This window comes from Sulfitobacter sp. HI0027, assembly GCF_001634775.1.
Taxonomy (GTDB): domain Bacteria; phylum Pseudomonadota; class Alphaproteobacteria; order Rhodobacterales; family Rhodobacteraceae; genus Sulfitobacter.
Genome location: NZ_LWER01000369.1, coordinates 1 through 18,312 on the forward strand (window position 1 = coordinate 1; position 18,312 = coordinate 18,312).

Consider the following 18,312-nt stretch of genomic DNA (forward strand, 5'->3'; position numbering starts at 1 on the left):
TCGGGGCTGGAATAGCTCGCGATGAAGGCGGCACCGCTTACCGCCTTCATCGCGAGCTATTCCAGCCCCGAGGGCCTCTTCTACGCCAAGCTCAGCGCGGCCTCCACCATGGCCATCGCGCCAATCCTCATCCTCGGCTGGTTCAGCCAGAAACAACTCGTCAGCGGCCTGACTTTCGGCGCAGTCAAGTAAGCAAGGGACAGTCACATGGGACAAATTAAACTCAATCAGGTTTCCAAAAGCTTCGGCGATGTGGAAGTCATTCCGCCCCTTGATCTGACCATCGAAGATGGCGAGTTCACGGTCTTCGTCGGCCCCTCGGGCTGCGGGAAATCCACACTGCTGCGGCTGATCGCGGGGTTGGAGGATATCACCTCGGGCCATATCGACATCGACGGCACGGATGCGACCCATGTGCCGCCCGCGAAACGCGGTCTGGCGATGGTATTCCAATCCTACGCGCTTTACCCGCATATGTCGGTGCGCAAAAACATCGCCTTTCCGATGAAAATGGCCGGGCTGCCCGTGGATGAGCAGAACCGCCGGATTGAAGCGGCTGCCAAAGCGCTGAACCTGACCGACTATCTTGATCGTCGTCCGGGCCAACTGTCGGGCGGTCAGCGCCAGCGGGTCGCCATTGGCCGTGCCATTGTGCGGGAGCCCTCGGCGTTCCTGTTCGATGAGCCGCTGTCGAACCTCGACGCCGCGCTACGGGTGGGGATGCGTCTCGAAATCAGCGAGCTTCACAAGCGGCTGGCGACAACGATGATCTACGTGACCCACGATCAGGTCGAAGCGATGACCATGGCCGACAAGATCGTCGTGCTACGCGCGGGCTATATCGAACAGGTCGGCACCCCGCTGGAGCTTTACTACAAGCCGCGCAATGAATTCGTCGCCGGATTCATCGGCTCACCCAAGATGAACCTCATCAAAGGTGCCGAGGCCGAAGCCCGCGGCGCGCCGACGATCGGCATCCGGCCCGAGCATTTCGACGTGTCCACCACCGAGGGCGCTTGGGAAGGCACCATCGGCGTGGCCGAGCATCTGGGTTCTGACACCTTCTTGCACATCCACGGTGTCGCGGGCTGTGACCCGATGACCGTGCGTGTGGATGGGGAGTTGTCGGTCAAACATGGCGACCGAATTTTCCTCACCCCGCAGGCAGACAAGCTGCACCGGTTCGATGCGCAGGGCCTTCGGGTCGAGTGATGCAAGCGACAGGAATGACAGGCCGACCCCCGCACCCTTTCCCCGGTGCGCGGCCCTACAAGGATGTGGATCATGGATAATTTGGTAGACCTCTCGAACGCGACGCTTGGCGATCTTGATATCGCGCGGCCCACCTATGACCGCAGCGCCCTGACCCCCGGTATTGTGCATATCGGCGTCGGCAACTTCCACCGCGCGCATCAGGCGTGGTATCTGCACCGTCTGATGCAGAACGGCCAAGCGCATGACTGGGCGATCCTTGGTGCGGGGGTGCGCCCCTATGATGCGGCGATGCGCGAGAAGCTCTTGGCGCAGGACTGTCTGACGACGCTGATCGAACTCGACCCCGCGCAGACCTCGGCCGAGGTTGTGGGCTCCATGATCGACTACCTGCCGATTGAAGAGGGCAACGGAGCCCTGATCCGCGCCATGGCCGATCCGGCCATTCGCATCGTCGGGCTGACGGTGACCGAAAGCGGCTATTACATCGACCCCGTAAGCAAGGGTTTTGACGCCGCTCACGCGGATATCGTCCATGACGCGGCGAACCCCGACACCCCACGCACCGCCTTTGGGGCCATCGTCGCGGCCCTGCGGCTGCGCCGCGATGCGGGGCAGGGGCCGTTCACGGGGCTCAGCTGTGACAACCTGCAAGGTAATGGCGATATTCTGCGCCAAGCGGTCGTTTCGCTGGCGCGGATGTCTGACCCGGCGCTGGCCGATTGGATCGAGACGAACGCCAGTTTCCCCAACTCTATGGTCGATTGCATCGCCCCGGCTACTGGCCCTGCCGAGATCGCGCAAGCGCGAGAGTTCGGCGTGAACGACGCTGCCCCCGTCACGCATGAAGCCTTCCGCCAATGGGTGATCGAAGACGACTTCTGCGCAGGCCGCCCCAACTGGGATCAGGTGGGGGCAACCTTCTCGGACGATGTGCATGCCTATGAAAAGATGAAGATCCGCATCCTCAACGCGGGCCATCAGGTTTTGGCGAACGTCGGTGAAGTGCTGGGGATCGAAACGATTTCCGCCACCATGGCGCATCCGGCGATCCGCGCGATGTTCCACCGCGTGCAGGCCGAAGAGATCACCCAGACGGTCGCCCCGGTGCCCGGCATGACGCCGCTGGCCTATCTTGAGCTGATCGAACAGCGTTTCTCGAACCCGCGCATCGTCGACACCACGCGCCGTGTCGCTTTCGACGGGTCGGCCCGGCACACCGGTTTCGTCCTGCCGATCCTGCGAGATCAATTGGCGGCGGGGCGGTCTGTAAACGGGCTGGCTTTGGTCGAAGCACTTTGGGCGCGGATGTGTGCCGGCACGCGCGAAAACGGCAGCGAGATCGTGGCGAATGATCCGATCTGGGACGAGTTGCAATCTGTGGCGCAGGCCGCGCGGGAACGGCCCGAAGCGTGGCTAGAGCAAGACCGCCTTTATGGCGATCTGGCGCAGGCCGAAGCCTTCCGTGATGCTTTTGTCGCTTGGCTCACGCTGATCTGGGACACAGGCGCAGTCGCGGCGATGAACGCCTATACGCAGGCCGATGAGAGCAATGGCCGCGCCAGCAAAGCAAGCTAACGGTCAGCCTTGGTCGGGTTTCAAAAACCCGACCAGCAGCGCCGACAGGGCCACCATGATCGCCGCCGCCCCCAGCATCAGGGGCAGCCCACCGATCTGATAGCTCAGTCCCGACATTAACGTGCCCAACAGCCGCCCGGCGGCATTGGCCATGTAGTAGAACCCCACATCCATCGTCACCCGCTCGGCCTTGGTGAAGGACAGGATGAGGTAGGAGTGCAGGGATGAGTTCACTGCAAAGACCGCGCCAAAGGCCAACAGGCCAATAACCAACGTCGCGGTGAGCCATGCTTGCGGCCCGTCGCTGAACAGCGCCGCCAGCGTCAGCGCCGCAGGCACGGCGGCAAGCGACCATGCCCATCCCTTCGCGGCTGAGATCAGGTCTTCCGCCGGGCGGGATCTCGCGCGGAGCAGGCGTGGGGCGTAGATCTGCACCATGCCGTAGAGGATCACCCAAACCGCCATGAATGTGCCGATCATGAAAAAGGCAGCGCGGTTGCTTTCTTCGGTGCCGTCCGAGAGGACCGCGTAGAAATAGATTGGGATGCCCACCACAAACCAAACATCCCGCGCGCCGAACAGAAACACCCGCGCCGCGCTGAGCCAGTTCACATTGGCGGATTTGGAGAAGACTTCCGAGAACTTCGCCCCCTTGCGGCCCTTGGGCAGGCCGGGCGGCATGGCGGTCAGCACGGCAATCAGGATCAGCGCAAGGATCGCGGCCATGCCCAGCACCGCCCAGACAAAGCCGAGCGTGGCCAGCAACGCCGCGCCGAGCAGAAAGCCCAGACCCTTGACCATGTTCTTGGAGCCCGTCAGCAGCGCAACCCAGCGAAAAAGCCCGCCATCCTCAGCCGGCGCCAGCAGCTTCACGGCGGATTTCGACGACATTTTGGCCAAATCCTTGGCCACACCGCTGGCGCCCTGCACGAGCATGACGAACACCACCGAGGCACCCACCGCCCAAGACGGATCAAGCTGCGCCAGCGCCAGCAGCGCCACGATCTGCAAGCCCAGCCCCGCATAAAGCGTCGAGGCCAGCCCAAACCGCGCCGCGATCCAGCCCGCGCAGAGGTTGGTGACAACCCCCGCGATCTCATAAAGCACAAAGAGATAGGCCAGTTGCACGGGCGAAAAGCCAAGCCGGTGAAAGTGCAACAGCACCAACATGCGCAACGCGCCATCGGTCAGCATGAAGGCCCAATAGGCAGCCGTGACCGCGATATAGGCCGAGAGCCCCTCAGGGCGGGTCGCGCTCTGGCTCACAGGCTTGCCCCGACCATCAGCGCCACATCGACCAAACGGTGCGCATAGCCCATCTCATTGTCGTACCACGCGTAGATTTTCACCTGCGTGCCATTCACCACCATGGTGGAGGGCGCGTCGATAATGCTTGAGCGCGTATCGTTGGTGTAGTCTGCCGAGACGAGCGGGCGCTCCTCATAGCCTAGGATGTCTTTCAATTCCCCTTCGGCTGCGGCTTTGAACAGGGCGTTCACTTCTTCCACTGTCGTCTCGCGCTCCACCTCAAAGACGCAGTCAGTCAGCGAAGCGTTCAGCAGTGGCACCCGCACCGCGTGGCCGTTCAAGCGGCCTTTGAGTTCGGGATAGATCAGCGTGATCGCCGTGGCGCTGCCAGTGGTCGTCGGGATCAGCGAGTTCAGCGCCGAGCGTGCGCGGCGCAGATCTTTGGCAGGGCGGTCAACGATGGTCTGCGTGTTGGTCACATCGTGTATCGTGGTGATGGAGCCATGTTTGATCTTCATCGTCTCATGGATCACCTTCACCACCGGGGCGAGGCAATTGGTCGTGCAGCTTGCCGCCGTGACGATCCGGTGCCGTGCGGGATCATAGACATCATCGTTGACGCCGTAGACGATATTCGCCGCATCGCCGTCTTTTACCGGGGCCGAGATCACCACTTTCTTCACCCCCGCCTCGAAATAGGGGGCGAGTTTCGCCTCGGTCTTGAAAACGCCGGTGCAATCGATCACCACATCCACCCCGTCGAGCGGCAGCGCGCTGAGGTCGCGGGTGCCGATGAAGGGCAGGCGGGTGCCGTTGATCGTCACGCTGTCGGCGTCATGCGCGAAATCGGCCTGCCAACGCCCATGCACCGTGTCGAACTCCAGCAAATGGGCGTGCATCTCTGGGTCGCCCACCGCGTCGTTGATCCATGCGATTTCTGCGCCCTGATCCAGCAGCGGTTTCAAGGCGAGCTTGCCGATGCGGCCAAGGCCATTGATGGCATAGACGGTCATGCGGAGAATCCTTCTTTGTCGGTTTGGCCCGCGTCATCGAGCGCTTTTTGCAGCGAAATACGGTCGAGCGAGGTCAGCGGTAGGCTGGTAAAGCCCAACATTCGGTTGCGCAGGGTGCCATAGGCTTGCTGAAAGGCGAGGCTCTTTTCCGCGTCGGAGCCTTCGACCTTGACCGGATCGGGCAGGCCCCAATGGGCGGTGATCGGCTGGCCCGGCCAAGTGGGGCATTCTTCGTTAGCCGCTTGATTGCAAACGGTAAAAACGAAATCAAAACCGGGCGCGTCTTCGCTCTGAAACTCGGATATGTGTTTCGACCGAAGCTGCGTCACGTCATGGCCCTTCTGCTTGAGCACCTCTACCGCGAAGGGGTTCAACGCGGATTGTGGCCGCGTGCCTGCGGAGTAGACGTTGAAACGGTCCCCCGCGAGGTCACGCAGGATGCTTTCGGCAAAGATCGACCGGGCGGAGTTGCCGGTGCAGATGAACAGGACGTTGAACTTGTCGTCGGTCATGGGAGCGTTTCCATCTGAAGAGGTGAGGGGGAGGCAAATCTCTGGCCGTCCGCGGCAGCAGTCGTTCAGCAGGTAGCCGATGGTGTCACGGGCAGCCGCAAGATCAATCGCATAGCGCAGCGAGGTGCCTTGCCGTTCTTGGGTCACCAGCCCGGCCCGCATCAGCGCGCCGATATAGGTCGAGAGGGTGTTGGGCTTGAGACCAAGCGCTTGCGCCAGTTCGGTCGCGGGCACCCGGTCCGGGTAGCGACGCATAAGCAGCCGAAAAAGCGCGAGACGCTGCGGATGGCCGAGGGTGGCAAGGCGGTTGGGAATTATTTGTTCCATAATTCGTGAATTACAGAACTAGATGTCAGATTGCCAGTGAAAATTTTGTAACAGCGCAATCTTGCAGGTGCATGAAAGCGATGGTTGGCTTTCGCGATTCACTCGCGACTATAAATTTTACTAGGTTTACAGGCGCACTCAGGCTCAATCAGTCAAGAACTGCCGGAAATTTAATCAAACTATAACAAATGCTTGAGGATCGAGCGCACGAATCTTGTTATCGGAGTTTGCGGCTGCGCTGAATGATAGCCAAACAAGAGATGCGCGCTCAGGTTGACGCGATCTTTTGACAGGGCCTGCCATTTGGCTCTGTTCCGGCCCCTGCTTCGGGACGCCGCGCCCTTGTCCGCTGAGTTGGACGTTTTTGTTGTTGTAGGGGGCGCATAGGTTTTCGGGCAGGGGCCGCTTTATGCCCTGCACGGCCTCGAGCGTGGGGGCGAATGTTCCGACCTTTGGTCGGGCGGTCCTTTGGCTTGGCCCTTGGTCATAGGGGCAAAAATGCAACGTCTTTGCCTGTTTCCCTCATCCCGGGAAATCATTCGCGGCGGCGATGTTCCCTCAGGGGTTGAGGCGTTCTATCAAGGTGCTCAGTTTTTAAACAAATGAGCTTTTGAACGCCGCCCTATGGTGACCCCGCTTTCCGACCGCTACCTCCTCCTGAAAGAGCAACGACCAGACATCAAGCCGACCGAGATGCTGCAGGTCTTGGCGCAGGAGGTGGGGCTGAACAACCTGTCATATCTGGGGTTTCACAAGACCAACCCTAGCAACAGCGATCCGGTCATTCACACGACCTATGACCCCGCTTGGCTGACGCGCTACCAAGAGGAAAGCTACCATTTGATCGACCCGGTGGTCGACCAATCCCTTGAGGGCACCTTGCCCGTGGATTGGAGCGAATTGCCCAAGGTCGACCGGACCACCCGCAATTTTTTCGGGGAGGCGATGGAGTTTGGCGTGCGTCAAAACGGTGTCTCGATCCCCATTCGGGACCACCTGCATGGAAAGGCGGTGCTGACGCTGAACTCTGACCTACGCATTCACGAATGGCGCAGATACAAGCGCGGCATCATCGCTGATGCGATCTATCTGGGCTGTTTGATCCAAAGTGACATCGTGGCGAATCTTGCCAGCGCCCCGCCGGGGCCGCGGTTAAGCACCCGCGAGAAGGAAGTGCTAAAATGGGCCGCCGTGGGCAAAACCGCTTGGGAAACGGGGCAGATCATGACGGTGGCGGCCAGCACGGTGAACCACCACCTCTATAATGCCTGCGCAAAGCTGCAGGTGACCAACAAAACCCATGCGGTGGCCAAGGCAATCCGGGCGCAAATCATCACGATCTGACCGACCGCGCGGGCAGGGCTTGGCGGCGGCTTAGCCGCGCGGTAAGCCGCCGTCAAGCATAGGAGAACGACATGGAACTGCGCGACAAACGTATCTTGGTTACCGGCGGCAGCGACGGAATCGGGCGGCACATCTGCCTGAAGCTGGCAGAGATAGGCGCGCGGCTGGCCATTCTGGGCCGCGATGAGACGCGGTTGCAGGCGGTGGCCGAAGCCTGCACAGCCGCAGGCGCATCAGAGGCCGTGGGGCTGACCTGCGATCTGCAAGACCCATCGGCGATCGACCACGCCGCGGCGCAGGTATTGGCGCGCTTTGGCGGGCTCGATATCCTGATCAACAACGCCGGGATTTGGCACAAGGCCGGGCCGCTCGACACAATCGCGCCTGAGATGCTGCAGGCCACGGTGCAGACCAATCTGACCGGTCTGATGCAGATGACACAGGCCACGCTGCCCGCGCTGCGCGACAATGACGAGGCGATCATCCTCAATGTCGTGTCAAAATCCGGTGTCGTGGCGCAGGCGGGGCAGTCGGTTTATACAGCCACGAAATACGGCGTGCGCGGCTTTACCGAGGTGCTGAAGGCAGATGAGGAAAACACCGGCGTGCGGATTGGCGGGCTGTATCAGTCGGGCACCAATACCGGCATGTTCGCCAAGGCCGGAGAGGATGTGCCGAACCACATTTTCACCGAACCGGATGATCTGGCCGATGTGGTGGTCTTTGTCCTCTCACGTCCGCCGAAACTATGGATCCACGACATCCGCATCGAACTTTAACCGCGAAGGGCGCGCTTAGTCGGTGCCTTGCAGCGCGCCTTGGGCCGCTTGCGGGGCGGGCTCTGCCTCGGCCCCGATGCCGAATTCGACATGGAAGGTCGATCCGACACCTGCCTCGCTTTCGTAAAACAGATCTCCCGCCATCTGCCGCGCCAGTTGGCGGGAGATATGCAGGCCAAGGCCAGAGCCTTGGGTCGATTTCTGACCGTCGTCGTCAAGTTGTCCGAAGCGGCCAAAGACCCGCTCCTCCATCCCCTCAGGGATGCCGCGCCCATGATCGCGGATAGAGATCCGTACCCGGCCTTGGTGCGCCGTCAGCCTGCCCTCCACGGTGTCGCCAACATGGGAGAATTTCACCGCGTTCGAGATCAGATTGTCGACCACCTGCCGGATCGCAAAGGCATCGCCCAAGACCACGGCAGGCTGCGTGATCTTGCCGATATCCAGCCTGATGCCGCGCTCATGCGCGTACATGCGGTTTTCCTCGATGCTTTCGCGCAGCAGAGCGGGCAGGTCGACGGGCAGCCACTCAAGTGCCAGCGCCTGTACCTCAAGCTTTTGCACCAGCAGGATATTATCGACCAGACGGGACAGGCGGACCCCGTTGCGATGGGCAATGTCGAGCGAGGAACGCAGCGGGCCTTTGACCTCGCCCAGTTTGCCGCTGAGCGCCAATGCCAAGCCGCCCTTCAGTGAGGTCAGCGGCGTGCGCAACTCATGGCTCACGACCGAGATGAATTCATCTTTGGCGCGGTTGGCCTCATCGGCCTCTTTCAGCGCTTGTTCAAGGGCCGTGGTGGTGGCGATCTGGTCGGTGACATCGACGAAGGTGACGCTCCAACCGATGGCGGGGCCGGCGGGGGAGAGCGGATTTTCGATGGGGTGAATGCGCGGCTCATAGAGGCGTTCATCGCAGGTGATATGGGCAGAGGCGGTCTGCGCCGTTTGCGCCTTTATCCCCGCGATCAGATCATTCCCCAAGGACGGATCCGTCAAAAGCCCGCTGCGCTTGGCCGCGGCGTTCGAGCGAATGACGTGCCGCCGCGCGTCCAATAGGATGAGTGGTTCGCTCATCGTGTCAAACAGGGTCGATTGCCCGACAGAGGGCATGTCCATCGTTTTGTTGGTCACCAGCAGCCATGAAAAGGCGAAGATGCCCAAGGTGAACATGAAGGCCGTCGGATCAAGGCCAAGGACCGTGAAGCCGAACAGCGCATAGGCCGCGTTCGCGCCCAGTGGGATCAGGGTGATCACCACCAGCATCGTCAGCAGCGGCCAAGCGGCCCGTTTCGCCCGCAAAAATGCGCGCCCCAGCCAGATGAGCGTCGCCATCACAAAGCAATAGAGCACCGCAAGGACAAGAAAATATACCGCGCCATGTTCAAAGGTGATTTGATCCTCGCCGGGCTGAATCGCGGTCTCTGCGGTATAGATCAGGTGGTGCCAGCCGTTCGTCGCGGCGAGGATAAAGGCCATCAGCGGCACAGCGATCAGGGCCAAAAGGCTGGCCCGGCCACGCGCATGGTTCGATGGGCCGACATATTCGAAGATGAAAAACGACCACGCGACGGGAACCAGAGCATGACCCAGCCACGCCAGTTGCGCCTGTTGCATCTGGCAGGCGTAGCCGGGCGTTGCGGCTTCGGCTCCGACCATCATCAGGGTCCAGATCATCCCGGCAAAGGTTAGCGCATAGTAAACCTTGCCATGGAACTCTTGAAACCTGAGCGTCCATAGGGCGACAGCCGCAGCGATCACGCTGACGGCAAGCACGGCCCAATAGACCGGGTCAAGCATTAGCCCTTGAAAACACGTTAGCATTGCGGAGTTACCTATGAACCAAATTGAATATGCGCAGATCAGCATTGGAATGCGGCGCAAGTTTGGCGTTCTAGTGGCGTATTAAGGCAGGGTGGCGCAACCCTTGGATGTGAAGGGCGTCATTTAGTAGCGTCACGGTCACCCATGGGGCGATGCGATTGCATCTCTCAACAGGGGCGAAGGGGCGTTCAGAATGGGCCACGTGGTGGGGTAAGTGCGCAGCGGCAGGCCGCAGTAACCGTCACATGTGCCCAAGGAAGGCCTTCCCCGGCTGCTCAGCACGTATCAGGGTTTTACTATATGAAATTACCGCCAAAAAGAACCCACTCGAACACGGTTTCGACGCATTCCTCGCGCAACACTGGCTTCATTATCTTGAGGTTTAAAAAATGCTGACAGTGGCTCATTCCATGCACTCTGACCACGATATGACGCTGGTCTTGCTTGCCGCGCTTTTGTGCGCATTCGGCAGCTGGGTGATCGCAAATCTTTACCGACACGGGCTTAAGCAGACACCGCGTCAGGCGTTGTTGTGGTATTTTCTGACCGCCGTGACCTCTGGCATCGCCATTTGGTGTACGCATTTCATCGCCATGTTGGCCTATCAGCCCGATGCGCCGGTAAGCTTCGACTTCGGCCTTACCTTCGCCTCGTTGGTGATCGCAATTACCGGATCTACGGTCGGCATTCTCATTGCGGGGATGTTTCGCAGACGGGTCACGACCGTGATCGGTGGGGTGATCTTGGGGCTGTCGATCTCGGCCATGCATTACACCGGGATGATCGCCTATCGGATCGAGGGGATCATTCACTGGGATAAGAGCTATCTTGTCGCCTCGGTTCTGCTGGCCATGGTGCTGTCGACCGTGGCTTTGTTCTTTGGCGCGCAGGGCGATAAATACGCCCGGTCGAAAATGACGGCGAGCTTTGCCTTGGCGATCGTCGGTCTGCACTTTACCGGGATGGCTGCCTTTCATGTGACACCGACAACCTTGATCGGCGGCCATAGCAACCCTGATGAGTACAGACTGCTGGCGCTGGTTATCGCGGGGACGGCTGCGATGATCGTGATGGGCGGGCTGTTCACCTATTTCATCGAAAACCGCACACGGTTGGAGAACATCGTCGAATTGCGCCAAGCCCGGGATGAGGCCCGCGATGCCAGCCGCGCCAAGTCAGAGTTCATGAGCGTTCTGAGCCACGAGTTGCGCACGCCGCTAACGATCATCAACGGCTACGCCAGCTTTCTGACGGGGCTCAAGGGCCATACCATCGCCAAGCTGAAGCCGAACGAGCAAATCTCGAAGGTGCATTTTGAAGAACTGGGGGACCAGACAGAGCGTTATGGCGGCCGTATCAAATCTGCGGGCGACCATTTGTTAACCATCATCAATGAACTCCTCGACTATACCAGTATCGAGCTTAACTCGATCAAGCTTAACAAAACCTCTTTTCAGGCTGGCGAACTGCTGGCCGAGTTGGAGGAGCAGTTTCAGGGGCTGGCCAAGGAAAAGCAGGCGGTGCTGGAGATCGAATGTAATGACTTCGACGTTTTCGCCGACCGTGGGCGCTGCAAACAGATCCTGATCAACCTTTTAGGCAACGCGCTGAAGTTTTCATCGGCCTCTAGCATTCGCATGCGAGCCACGAGGGTCGGCGATACCTGCCGACTTGAGGTCGAAGACAACGGCTGCGGGATGCCGGAAGAGGATTTGCAGCGGATCTTCCAAGCCTTCATTCAAGCGGAATCGGCCGCCAAAAGCGCCGATGGCGGCACAGGGCTTGGCCTTGCGATCAGCAAGAAGCTCGCCGCGGCGCATGAGGGGGATATTCAAGTGGAAAGTGCTGTCGGCGTCGGGACGAAATTCACTGTGGATCTGCCCAATTGCGCTTCGGAGATCAGAGTGGCGAATGCGCTCGCCGCGGCGTAACGGGGGCTGTGGCGGGGCAGGCGCGATTTGAGGTGATTGCGCTTGCTTGATAGGCGGAAAGCCCAAGGCTCTCCGGGCGCGCTACGGCTTAACTAGCCTTGTTGAACGTCTCAAGCGCTATTGGCAGCCCCCTTTGGTCGCCGGGTCAATGGAAGCCGGGCGCAACTTTTCTCGCGCATACGTTGCCCACATGTTTCTGAAACTGCTTGCGGTCCCCCACATCAACGCAGTTTGGTACAACTTAACTTAAATTAGTATCTCTTTGCTTTTATGTTCTAAATTAAAGGGCTACGATCAATAGTGAAGATGGTAAGTACCGGGAGAGCGGGCCTATGGGCGGTGGTAAATCGGCGAATGCGCGCGTGCCGAGATCTGCAATTTTTGCAGCGTCCCCCCATGGCTATCTTGTTTTAGATACTGATCTTATGATCATCGACGTGAATGACCGGTATCTTTGCATTACCGGGTCAAAAGCCGATGATCTCATTGGGAAATTGCTGTTCGATGCATTTCCGGATGATCCTTCTGACGCTACGGCGGATGGCACCAACAATCTGCGTAAGTCGCTTGAGATTGTCGCCGCCACTGGCAAGCCGCATCGGATGGCCGTTCAGAAATACAATATCCCCATTCGCGACAGCGTCGACGGGGCCTTTGAAGAGAAGTATTGGCAGCCATTCAACGCGCCTGTTTTCCAAGACGGCCAGCTGATCGCGCTTATTCACCATGTCGAAGATGTCACCTCGGAATTCATTGGTCGCCGCGACCAAGCGATACGGCTCAATCTGGCAAAACAGGTGTCGGGTGTCGGCTATGGGGAACTGGACCTTCAGACCGGCACCGCGAATGTATCGCATGAGTTGGCCGATCTTTTCGGCTATCCAGATACCGAGGGAACCTTTCCGATCACCAAGCTTTTTGAGCGTATCCATCCCGATGATCTGGAGCATGTGAAGAAGAGCTTGGAAGGGGTCACGGCCAGTGATGCAACGGTAAACGCCGACTATCGGATCGTCTTGCCCCGAGGGGATATTCGATGGCTGAACACACGTGGCGAAGTGCTTTTTGAGCATGGCAAACCCGCGCGGTTCATCGGTGCGTCCCTCGATCTGACCCATTCCAAAAAGCGCGAAGAGGTCTTGCAGAAAACGCTGACCGAGAGGGACAAGCTTCTAGAGCAGAAAGAAACGCTGCTGGGGGATGTAAATCACCGGATCAAGAACAGCCTGCATCTGGTGTCGAGCATCCTGCGCCTTGAAGCCGCATCGGTGGAAGACGACCACGTCAAACACAGTCTGCAGCAGGCCTCTTTGCGGGTGCATGCCGTAAGCTCGGTTCATGAACTTATCTATAAATCGCAGAACGTTACCCATGTGGATGTCGGTGAATACATCCCGCAACTCGTCGACTTTCTTTCAACCAGCACAGAGACCGACAGCAGGCGGATTGAGAATGTTGTCGACGCGCAGGCGGTCGTTCTTCCGACGGATCTGGCGATCAACCTTGCGCTGCTGATCAATGAGCTTGTGACCAACGCGCATAAACATGCCTTCGTTGAGCGGGAACAGGGCCGGGTAGATGTTCGTTTGCATCAAGAGGGAACCCTTTTGACCTTGACGGTATCAGACGATGGGATCGGTAGCGCGAAAGGTCTAGAGAGGGTCGGTCTCGGTTCGAAGATCGTGGCGGGCATTGTTAGCCAGCTTGGGGCGACGATGGAGAAGAGGGCAACAGAGCATGGGTATTGCGTCGAGATTGAGATCCCCATGCCTGCCGGGTAATCCCCGATGAATATCCTGATCGTCGAAGATGAATTTCTGATTGCCTTGGATCTTCAGATGCAGCTCGAACAGCTTCAGCATTCCGTTCTTGGCCCGGTCAAGGATTTCGCGGCTTGCCGGGAGGTGGTGGCGCAGTCTCGTCCGGACTTGGCGTTCATGGACCTGCGACTGGCGAATGGAGAATCCGGCGAGGACCTCGCGCAGTGGTTGCTAAGCGAATACAGTATCCGCTGCATCTTCATGAGCGGCAATCTGGACGAACAGACCCAAACACGGCTGAGAGCGCTTGAGCCGATTGCCATGCTCGGCAAGCCCACATTTCCGCATCTGATCGCAGCAGCGATTGACGATTTCGCGCGCGGGTAAGTGGGCGCAGGTAGGCGTGGCGGAAATTGGCGCTCCCTGAAGGATTCGAACCCTCGACCTGCCGATTAGAAGTCGGCTGCTCTATCCAGCTGAGCTAAGGGAGCACTCGGCCGCTTATAGGGGCAAGCCTTGCCCTGCATCAAGAGGAACCCGACGCGGGCCGGGTGGGTTGAGCCGTTATCGACATATAACCCAACGGAGGAAGCCATGTATCTGCGCAATATCCTACTCGGGGCCGCTGTGGCCACAGCCGGCGCCGTCGCGGCGCAGGCCGAAGGCCATATGCAAACGGCAGCATCCGCTCAGGTGGCGGGCAATTCGGTTGATATCTCAGGCACTGTTAGCCTGAACACGACCGCCTCGGGCCGGACCTTGGTCAAGATCGACGCGACGGGCGTGCCCGCGGGCACGCATGGCGTGCACTTGCATGAAGCCGGCGATTGTTCCGCAGATGATTTCAAATCTGCTGGGGGCCATATCGCGGGGGACCACCAGCATGGTGTGCTCGTCGAAGGGGGGCCGCATCCGGGTGACATGCCCAATATGGAAGTGGGAGAAGATGGCGTGCTTCAGGCCGAAGTCTTTCTCGATCTGCTCGATATCGAGACCATGATCCAAGATGACGACGGCGCGGCTTTCATTATTCATAGCGGTGCGGACGACTACGAATCGCAGCCCTCCGGCGATGCGGGCTCGCGCATTGCCTGCGGTGCCTTTGACGCTTCGTAACGGGATCTGAGACTTGGGCACCCCGGTCTCGTTTATTCGGGGTTGGGGTGTCGAATCGGCGCGGTGCCGCTGATCGGCGCGGGCGGGCATGAAGCGGACGGCATGCCCATATGATGCAGGGAAGAACCGGACTCTCGCACTCAGACTGCCGCGCCGCGGCGGGCGTAGGTCGAGGGTCCATCGCTCATGCGAGGTGGGGTGTATTTAGCGGAATGATGGGTAAATGGTGCTGCTGGAGAGAATTGAACTCTCGACCTCTCCCTTACCAAGGGAGTGCTCTACCTCTGAGCTACAGCAGCGCCGTGGGCGGGTGATTAGCCGCAATCGAAAGGGGGTGCAACCCCTGATCTGGACCCTTCTTGCACCCTGCGCTAGATAGGCGGCATGGCAAAGCAAAACGCCCCGGAAAAGAACGCGAAAACACCCTCTGCGCGGGAGGCGCGGCTGAAGGCTGCGCTCAAGGCGAATATGGCCCGGCGCAAGGCGCAGGCCCGTGCGCGGGCCGAGGATGTGGCGCAGGATACAGGCAATGGCCCCGACGGGTCGGAAAAGGACAGCTGAACGATGGATTCCATTCTGGTCAAAGGCGGCGGTGCGCTGAACGGGCAAATTCCCATCGCGGGGGCCAAGAACGCCTGTCTGGCGCTGATGCCCGCAACATTGCTGAGCGAAGAGCCACTGACGTTGACCAACGCGCCGCGGCTGAGCGACATCCGCACCATGACCGAACTGCTGCGCTCTCTGGGGGCGGAAGTCACGTCAATGCAAGACGGCAAGGTCATCACGATGGCCAGCCACGGGCCGATCAATACCCGTGCGGAATATGACATCGTGCGCAAGATGCGCGCCTCTAACCTCGTGCTGGGTCCGTTGCTGGCGCGGGAAGGCCATGCCGAAGTCTCGCTGCCCGGCGGCTGCGCGATTGGTGCGCGTCCGATGGATATTCACACCGATGGGCTGGCCAAGATGGGCGCGGAAATCGATCTGCGCGATGGCTATCTCTACGCCAAGGCCGAGGGAGGCAAACTCAAGGGCGCCGTGATCGATTTCCCCTTTGCCTCTGTGGGGGCGACCGAGAATATCCTGATGGCCGCGACGCTGGCCAAGGGGACCACCGTTATCAACAACGCCGCGCGGGAGCCTGAGATCGTCGATCTGGCAGACTGCCTGCGGGCCATGGGCGCGCAGATTGAAGGTGACGGCACACCGAGCATCACCATTCAGGGCGTCGATAGCCTGCATGGGGCGACCCATAAAGTTGTGACCGACCGTATTGAGCTTGGCACCTATATGCTGGCGCCAGCCTTTTGCTGCGGCGAAGTGGAACTGCTGGGCGGGCGGATCGACCTGTTGCAGGCGTTCTGCGAAAAGCTCGACGCGGCAGGGATTGAGGTGACTGAGACACAGGCTGGCCTCAAGGTGGCGCGGCGCAATGGGCGGATCTCGGCGGTGGACGTGACGACAGAGCCTTTCCCCGGCTTCCCGACCGACCTTCAGGCACAGATGATGGCGTTGCTCTGCACTGCCGAAGGGACCTCTGTACTGGAAGAGAAGATTTTCGAGAACCGCTTCATGCACGCCCCGGAATTGATCCGCATGGGCGCGCGGATTGATGTGCACGGCGGCACGGCCAAGGTCACTGGCGTTAAGAAACTCAAAGGCGCGCCGGTTATGGCGACCGATCTGCGGGCGTCGATCTCACTCATCCTCGCCGGGCTGGCCGCCACCGGAGAGACCACGGTCAGCCGGGTCTACCACCTTGATCGCGGCTATGAGCATGTGGTGTCCAAGCTGCGCGGCGTGGGTGCGGATATCGAAAGGATCAGCAGCAAATGACCGAAGATGCACGTTTTGAAGATGGCCGCGAAGCGCCGTTGAACCTCGGCGCATTGGATGCCGAGGATCTCACGGTGATCGCCTCGCTCACGCAAGATGCGGTGTTTCCCGCCTCTGAGATGCGCTGGCACCGCACGGGCGCGCGTTTCGCGCTGCTGCTGAACCGGCTGCGGCATGAGGATACAGGGGCCGCACGTCATGCGCCCGAGCGGGTGCAATCGGTGCTGATGTTCAACAACGTGCAGCGTGTGGCAAGCCAAGGCGTGCCCAAGGGCGATGCCGATACCATCCTCTCCCTGCTCGACATCACGTTCGAGCAAACCGACGCGCCTTCGGGCCATGTCACGCTGACCTTGGCCGGAGACGGCGCGATCCGGTTAGAGGTCGAGGCTCTGGAGGTAACGCTCAAGGATGTGACACGTCCCTATGTGGCCCCTTCAAAGAAAAGGCCCGTTCACCCCGAGTGACATCCCGTCACGGTGGCAAGGATCGCAGAATGCCGGAACTAAAACAGACTAGATTTACGCGGGGGCGCGTGGCGGCCCTGATGACCGAAGCGACGGGCTGGGCGCTTTTGCTGCTCGGTGTGGCGCTGGCGGTGCGGCATCTGTTGGGCACGGTCACCTTGCCGGGGCTTTTGGCCCCTGCCGCGGCGATTGCGGGCGGGCTGTTTGCCATTCTGGCAGCCCATGTCGCCCGCGCCGTGTTCGACAGCGCCCAAGACACCCGCGCCATGCGTCTGGCGCAGCGCTCCGCCCCCAGTGCCGCTGTCAAAACATCGGGCCTGCGGGCCGAGCCCAGCCTGCGCCGTCCTTCCGCGCCTTGATACCTTTGGGCCAGCCCGCTGCGGTGGCCCCCTTTTCGAAAGCCTGACCCCATGCCCGTCACCCTTGATGCTTCCGCCCCCGATTTCGAAGCGGCCTTTGACAAACTGCTGAACGCCAAGCGCGAAGACAGCCCCGATGTCGATGCCGTGGTAACCGAGATCATCGCCGATGTGCGTGCGCGGGGCGATGCTGCGGTGATCGACCTGTCGCAAAAGTTCGACCGCGTGACCCTCACCCCCGGCAGCCTGCGCATCAGTGTTGCCGAGGTTGACGCCGCCGTCGCCGAAGTCTCCCCCGAGGACCGCAAGGCGCTGGAACTGGCCGCCGACCGCATCCGCGCCTATCACGCACGGCAGCTGCCCGAAGACGCCGAGTGGACGGATCCCGACGGCGCCACGCTGGGTTGGCGCTGGACGCCGGTTTCCGCCGCTGGCCTTTATGTGCCGGGCGGGCTGGCGAGCTATCCGTCCTCTGTCCTGATGAACGCGGTCCCGGCCAAGGTGGCGGGGGTCGTGCGTTTGGCCATGGTCGTGCCCACGCCCGATGGCGTGTTGAACCCGCTTGTGTTGCTGGCCGCCCGCATCGCCGGAGTGGATGAGATTTACCGCATCGGCGGCGCGCAGGCCGTGGCGGCGCTGGCCTATGGCACCGATACGATCCCCCCGGTGGACAAGATCACCGGCCCCGGCAACGCCTTTGTCGCCGCCGCCAAACGGCGCGTTTTCGGCAAAGTCGGCATCGACATGATCGCCGGCCCGTCGGAGATCCTTGTCATCGCCGATGGCGACAATGATCCCGATTTCATCGCCCTTGATCTGCTTAGCCAAGCCGAACACGATGAGAGCGCGCAGAGCATTCTGATCACCACCGACCCCGCCTTTGCCCGCGCGGTGGAAGAAGCGGTCGAGAAACGTCTGCTCACCCTTGAGCGTCGCGCCATCGCGGGCGCCAGCTGGCGCGACAATGGTGCGATCATCACGGTGGCTGACCTCGACGCCGCGGCGGCGC

17 protein-coding genes, 2 tRNA genes and 1 pseudogene are annotated in these 18,312 nt (G+C 60.4%); 14 read left to right on the top strand and 6 right to left on the bottom strand.

All coding sequences use genetic code 11. From position 1 onward, the window contains the following. Positions 1-18: 18 nt before the first annotated feature. The 3 genes and pseudogenes from A3722_RS23600 to A3722_RS17160 form a co-directional block, all read left to right on the top strand. A pseudogene (locus A3722_RS23600) lies at positions 19-192 on the top strand (carbohydrate ABC transporter permease); the annotation flags it as partial. A 15-nt stretch (positions 193-207) separates the two neighbouring features. Further along, positions 208-1,212, top strand: coding sequence for an ABC transporter ATP-binding protein (locus A3722_RS17155; protein WP_067625895.1), 1,005 nt, complete (start codon positions 208-210; stop codon positions 1,210-1,212). A gap of 72 nt (positions 1,213-1,284) precedes the next feature. Next, the gene (locus tag A3722_RS17160) at positions 1,285-2,790 is read left to right on the top strand and encodes a mannitol dehydrogenase family protein (protein ID WP_067625893.1); all 1,506 of its coding nucleotides are present in this window, start codon (positions 1,285-1,287) and stop codon (positions 2,788-2,790) included. 3 nt (positions 2,791-2,793) lie between these two features. Here A3722_RS17160 and arsJ read toward each other — a convergent pair whose 3' ends face one another. From arsJ to A3722_RS17175, 3 genes are read right to left on the bottom strand one after another with little or no spacing between them, the layout of a single operon-like run. After that, complete coding sequence (gene arsJ, locus A3722_RS17165) at positions 2,794-4,056, bottom strand: organoarsenical effux MFS transporter ArsJ (protein ID WP_067625891.1); 1,263 nt, start codon at positions 4,054-4,056, stop codon at positions 2,794-2,796. Beyond that, on the bottom strand, positions 4,053-5,051 hold the full coding sequence (locus A3722_RS17170; RefSeq protein WP_067625889.1) for an ArsJ-associated glyceraldehyde-3-phosphate dehydrogenase: 999 nt from the start codon (positions 5,049-5,051) through the stop codon (positions 4,053-4,055). Before A3722_RS17170 ends, arsJ begins: the two co-directional genes overlap by 4 nt. Next, on the bottom strand, positions 5,048-5,890 hold the full coding sequence (locus tag A3722_RS17175) for an arsenate reductase/protein-tyrosine-phosphatase family protein (protein WP_067625886.1): 843 nt from the start codon (positions 5,888-5,890) through the stop codon (positions 5,048-5,050). Before A3722_RS17175 ends, A3722_RS17170 begins: the two co-directional genes overlap by 4 nt. A gap of 624 nt (positions 5,891-6,514) precedes the next feature. Between A3722_RS17175 and A3722_RS17180 the strand changes: the two genes are divergently transcribed. Beyond that, positions 6,515-7,234, top strand: a complete 720-nt coding sequence (locus tag A3722_RS17180; protein ID WP_067625883.1) for a LuxR family transcriptional regulator — start codon at positions 6,515-6,517, stop codon at positions 7,232-7,234. A 71-nt stretch (positions 7,235-7,305) separates the two neighbouring features. Beyond that, positions 7,306-8,013, top strand: coding sequence for an SDR family oxidoreductase (locus A3722_RS17185; RefSeq protein WP_067625881.1), 708 nt, complete (start codon positions 7,306-7,308; stop codon positions 8,011-8,013). Between the two features lie 15 nt (positions 8,014-8,028). Here the strand turns inward: A3722_RS17185 and A3722_RS17190 are convergent, their stop codons facing one another. After that, positions 8,029-9,834: a sensor histidine kinase gene (locus A3722_RS17190; RefSeq protein ID WP_236627466.1), complete on the bottom strand. Its 1,806-nt coding sequence runs from the start codon at positions 9,832-9,834 to the stop codon at positions 8,029-8,031. Positions 9,835-10,223: 389 nt separating this feature from the next. On the opposite strand from A3722_RS17190, the gene A3722_RS17195 reads away from it, so the two are divergent. From A3722_RS17195 to A3722_RS17205, 3 genes are all read left to right on the top strand, one after another. Further along, positions 10,224-11,765 (top strand): sensor histidine kinase, encoded by a 1,542-nt coding sequence (locus tag A3722_RS17195; RefSeq protein ID WP_067625875.1) that lies wholly within the window; start codon positions 10,224-10,226, stop codon positions 11,763-11,765. 332 nt (positions 11,766-12,097) lie between these two features. Further along, positions 12,098-13,546, top strand: coding sequence for a PAS domain-containing sensor histidine kinase (locus A3722_RS17200; protein ID WP_082849537.1), 1,449 nt, complete (start codon positions 12,098-12,100; stop codon positions 13,544-13,546). 6 nt (positions 13,547-13,552) lie between these two features. After that, positions 13,553-13,912, top strand: a complete 360-nt coding sequence (locus tag A3722_RS17205; RefSeq protein ID WP_067625869.1) for a response regulator — start codon at positions 13,553-13,555, stop codon at positions 13,910-13,912. A gap of 27 nt (positions 13,913-13,939) precedes the next feature. On the opposite strand, the gene A3722_RS17210 is transcribed toward A3722_RS17205, so the two are convergent. Next, a tRNA-Arg gene (locus tag A3722_RS17210) sits at positions 13,940-14,016 on the bottom strand. A gap of 103 nt (positions 14,017-14,119) precedes the next feature. On the opposite strand from A3722_RS17210, the gene A3722_RS17215 reads away from it, so the two are divergent. Then, positions 14,120-14,641, top strand: coding sequence for a superoxide dismutase family protein (locus A3722_RS17215; RefSeq protein ID WP_067623933.1), 522 nt, complete (start codon positions 14,120-14,122; stop codon positions 14,639-14,641). Positions 14,642-14,865: 224 nt separating this feature from the next. Here the strand turns inward: A3722_RS17215 and A3722_RS17220 are convergent. Further along, positions 14,866-14,940: transfer RNA gene (locus tag A3722_RS17220), tRNA-Thr, on the bottom strand. 85 nt (positions 14,941-15,025) lie between these two features. Between A3722_RS17220 and A3722_RS24595 the strand changes: the two genes are divergently transcribed. The 5 genes from A3722_RS24595 to hisD form a co-directional block, all read left to right on the top strand. Continuing rightward, positions 15,026-15,202, top strand: coding sequence for a hypothetical protein (locus A3722_RS24595; protein WP_162931795.1), 177 nt, complete (start codon positions 15,026-15,028; stop codon positions 15,200-15,202). 3 nt (positions 15,203-15,205) lie between these two features. Next, complete coding sequence (gene murA / locus A3722_RS17225) at positions 15,206-16,477, top strand: UDP-N-acetylglucosamine 1-carboxyvinyltransferase (RefSeq protein ID WP_067623931.1); 1,272 nt, start codon at positions 15,206-15,208, stop codon at positions 16,475-16,477. Further along, positions 16,474-16,944 carry a DUF2948 family protein gene (locus tag A3722_RS17230; RefSeq protein WP_067623929.1) on the top strand — a complete coding sequence of 157 codons (471 nt, stop codon included), beginning with the start codon at positions 16,474-16,476 and terminating at the stop codon, positions 16,942-16,944. The genes murA and A3722_RS17230 overlap by 4 nt, the downstream gene beginning before the upstream one ends. Positions 16,945-16,973: 29 nt before the next feature. Beyond that, entirely contained in the window at positions 16,974-17,303 is a 330-nt protein-coding gene (locus tag A3722_RS17235; RefSeq protein ID WP_067623926.1) for a hypothetical protein, read from the top strand. Between the two features lie 51 nt (positions 17,304-17,354). Beyond that, positions 17,355-18,312 (top strand): histidinol dehydrogenase (gene hisD, locus A3722_RS17240; RefSeq protein ID WP_067916317.1); only part of this gene is annotated, 958 nt, incomplete at its 3' end.

Excerpts from the sequence above, each read along its gene's own strand:
- A3722_RS17205 (WP_067625869.1), top strand. The coding sequence starts at position 13,553 with ATGAATATCCTGATCGTCGAAGATGAATTTCTGATTGCCTTGGATCTT.
- A3722_RS17230 (WP_067623929.1), top strand. The coding sequence starts at position 16,474 with ATGACCGAAGATGCACGTTTTGAAGATGGCCGCGAAGCGCCGTTGAAC.
- A3722_RS17180 (WP_067625883.1), top strand. The coding sequence starts at position 6,515 with ATGGTGACCCCGCTTTCCGACCGCTACCTCCTCCTGAAAGAGCAACGA.
- A3722_RS17195 (WP_067625875.1), top strand. The coding sequence starts at position 10,224 with ATGCTGACAGTGGCTCATTCCATGCACTCTGACCACGATATGACGCTG.
- A3722_RS17160 (WP_067625893.1), top strand. The coding sequence starts at position 1,285 with ATGGATAATTTGGTAGACCTCTCGAACGCGACGCTTGGCGATCTTGAT.
- A3722_RS17185 (WP_067625881.1), top strand. The coding sequence starts at position 7,306 with ATGGAACTGCGCGACAAACGTATCTTGGTTACCGGCGGCAGCGACGGA.
- A3722_RS17215 (WP_067623933.1), top strand. The coding sequence starts at position 14,120 with ATGTATCTGCGCAATATCCTACTCGGGGCCGCTGTGGCCACAGCCGGC.
- A3722_RS17170 (WP_067625889.1), bottom strand. The coding sequence starts at position 5,051 with ATGACCGTCTATGCCATCAATGGCCTTGGCCGCATCGGCAAGCTCGCC.
- A3722_RS17200 (WP_082849537.1), top strand. The coding sequence starts at position 12,098 with ATGGGCGGTGGTAAATCGGCGAATGCGCGCGTGCCGAGATCTGCAATT.
- A3722_RS17235 (WP_067623926.1), top strand. The coding sequence starts at position 16,974 with ATGCCGGAACTAAAACAGACTAGATTTACGCGGGGGCGCGTGGCGGCC.
- A3722_RS17190 (WP_236627466.1), bottom strand. The coding sequence starts at position 9,834 with ATGCTAACGTGTTTTCAAGGGCTAATGCTTGACCCGGTCTATTGGGCC.
- murA (WP_067623931.1), top strand. The coding sequence starts at position 15,206 with ATGGATTCCATTCTGGTCAAAGGCGGCGGTGCGCTGAACGGGCAAATT.
- A3722_RS17175 (WP_067625886.1), bottom strand. The coding sequence starts at position 5,890 with ATGGAACAAATAATTCCCAACCGCCTTGCCACCCTCGGCCATCCGCAG.
- A3722_RS17155 (WP_067625895.1), top strand. The coding sequence starts at position 208 with ATGGGACAAATTAAACTCAATCAGGTTTCCAAAAGCTTCGGCGATGTG.
- A3722_RS24595 (WP_162931795.1), top strand. The coding sequence starts at position 15,026 with ATGGCAAAGCAAAACGCCCCGGAAAAGAACGCGAAAACACCCTCTGCG.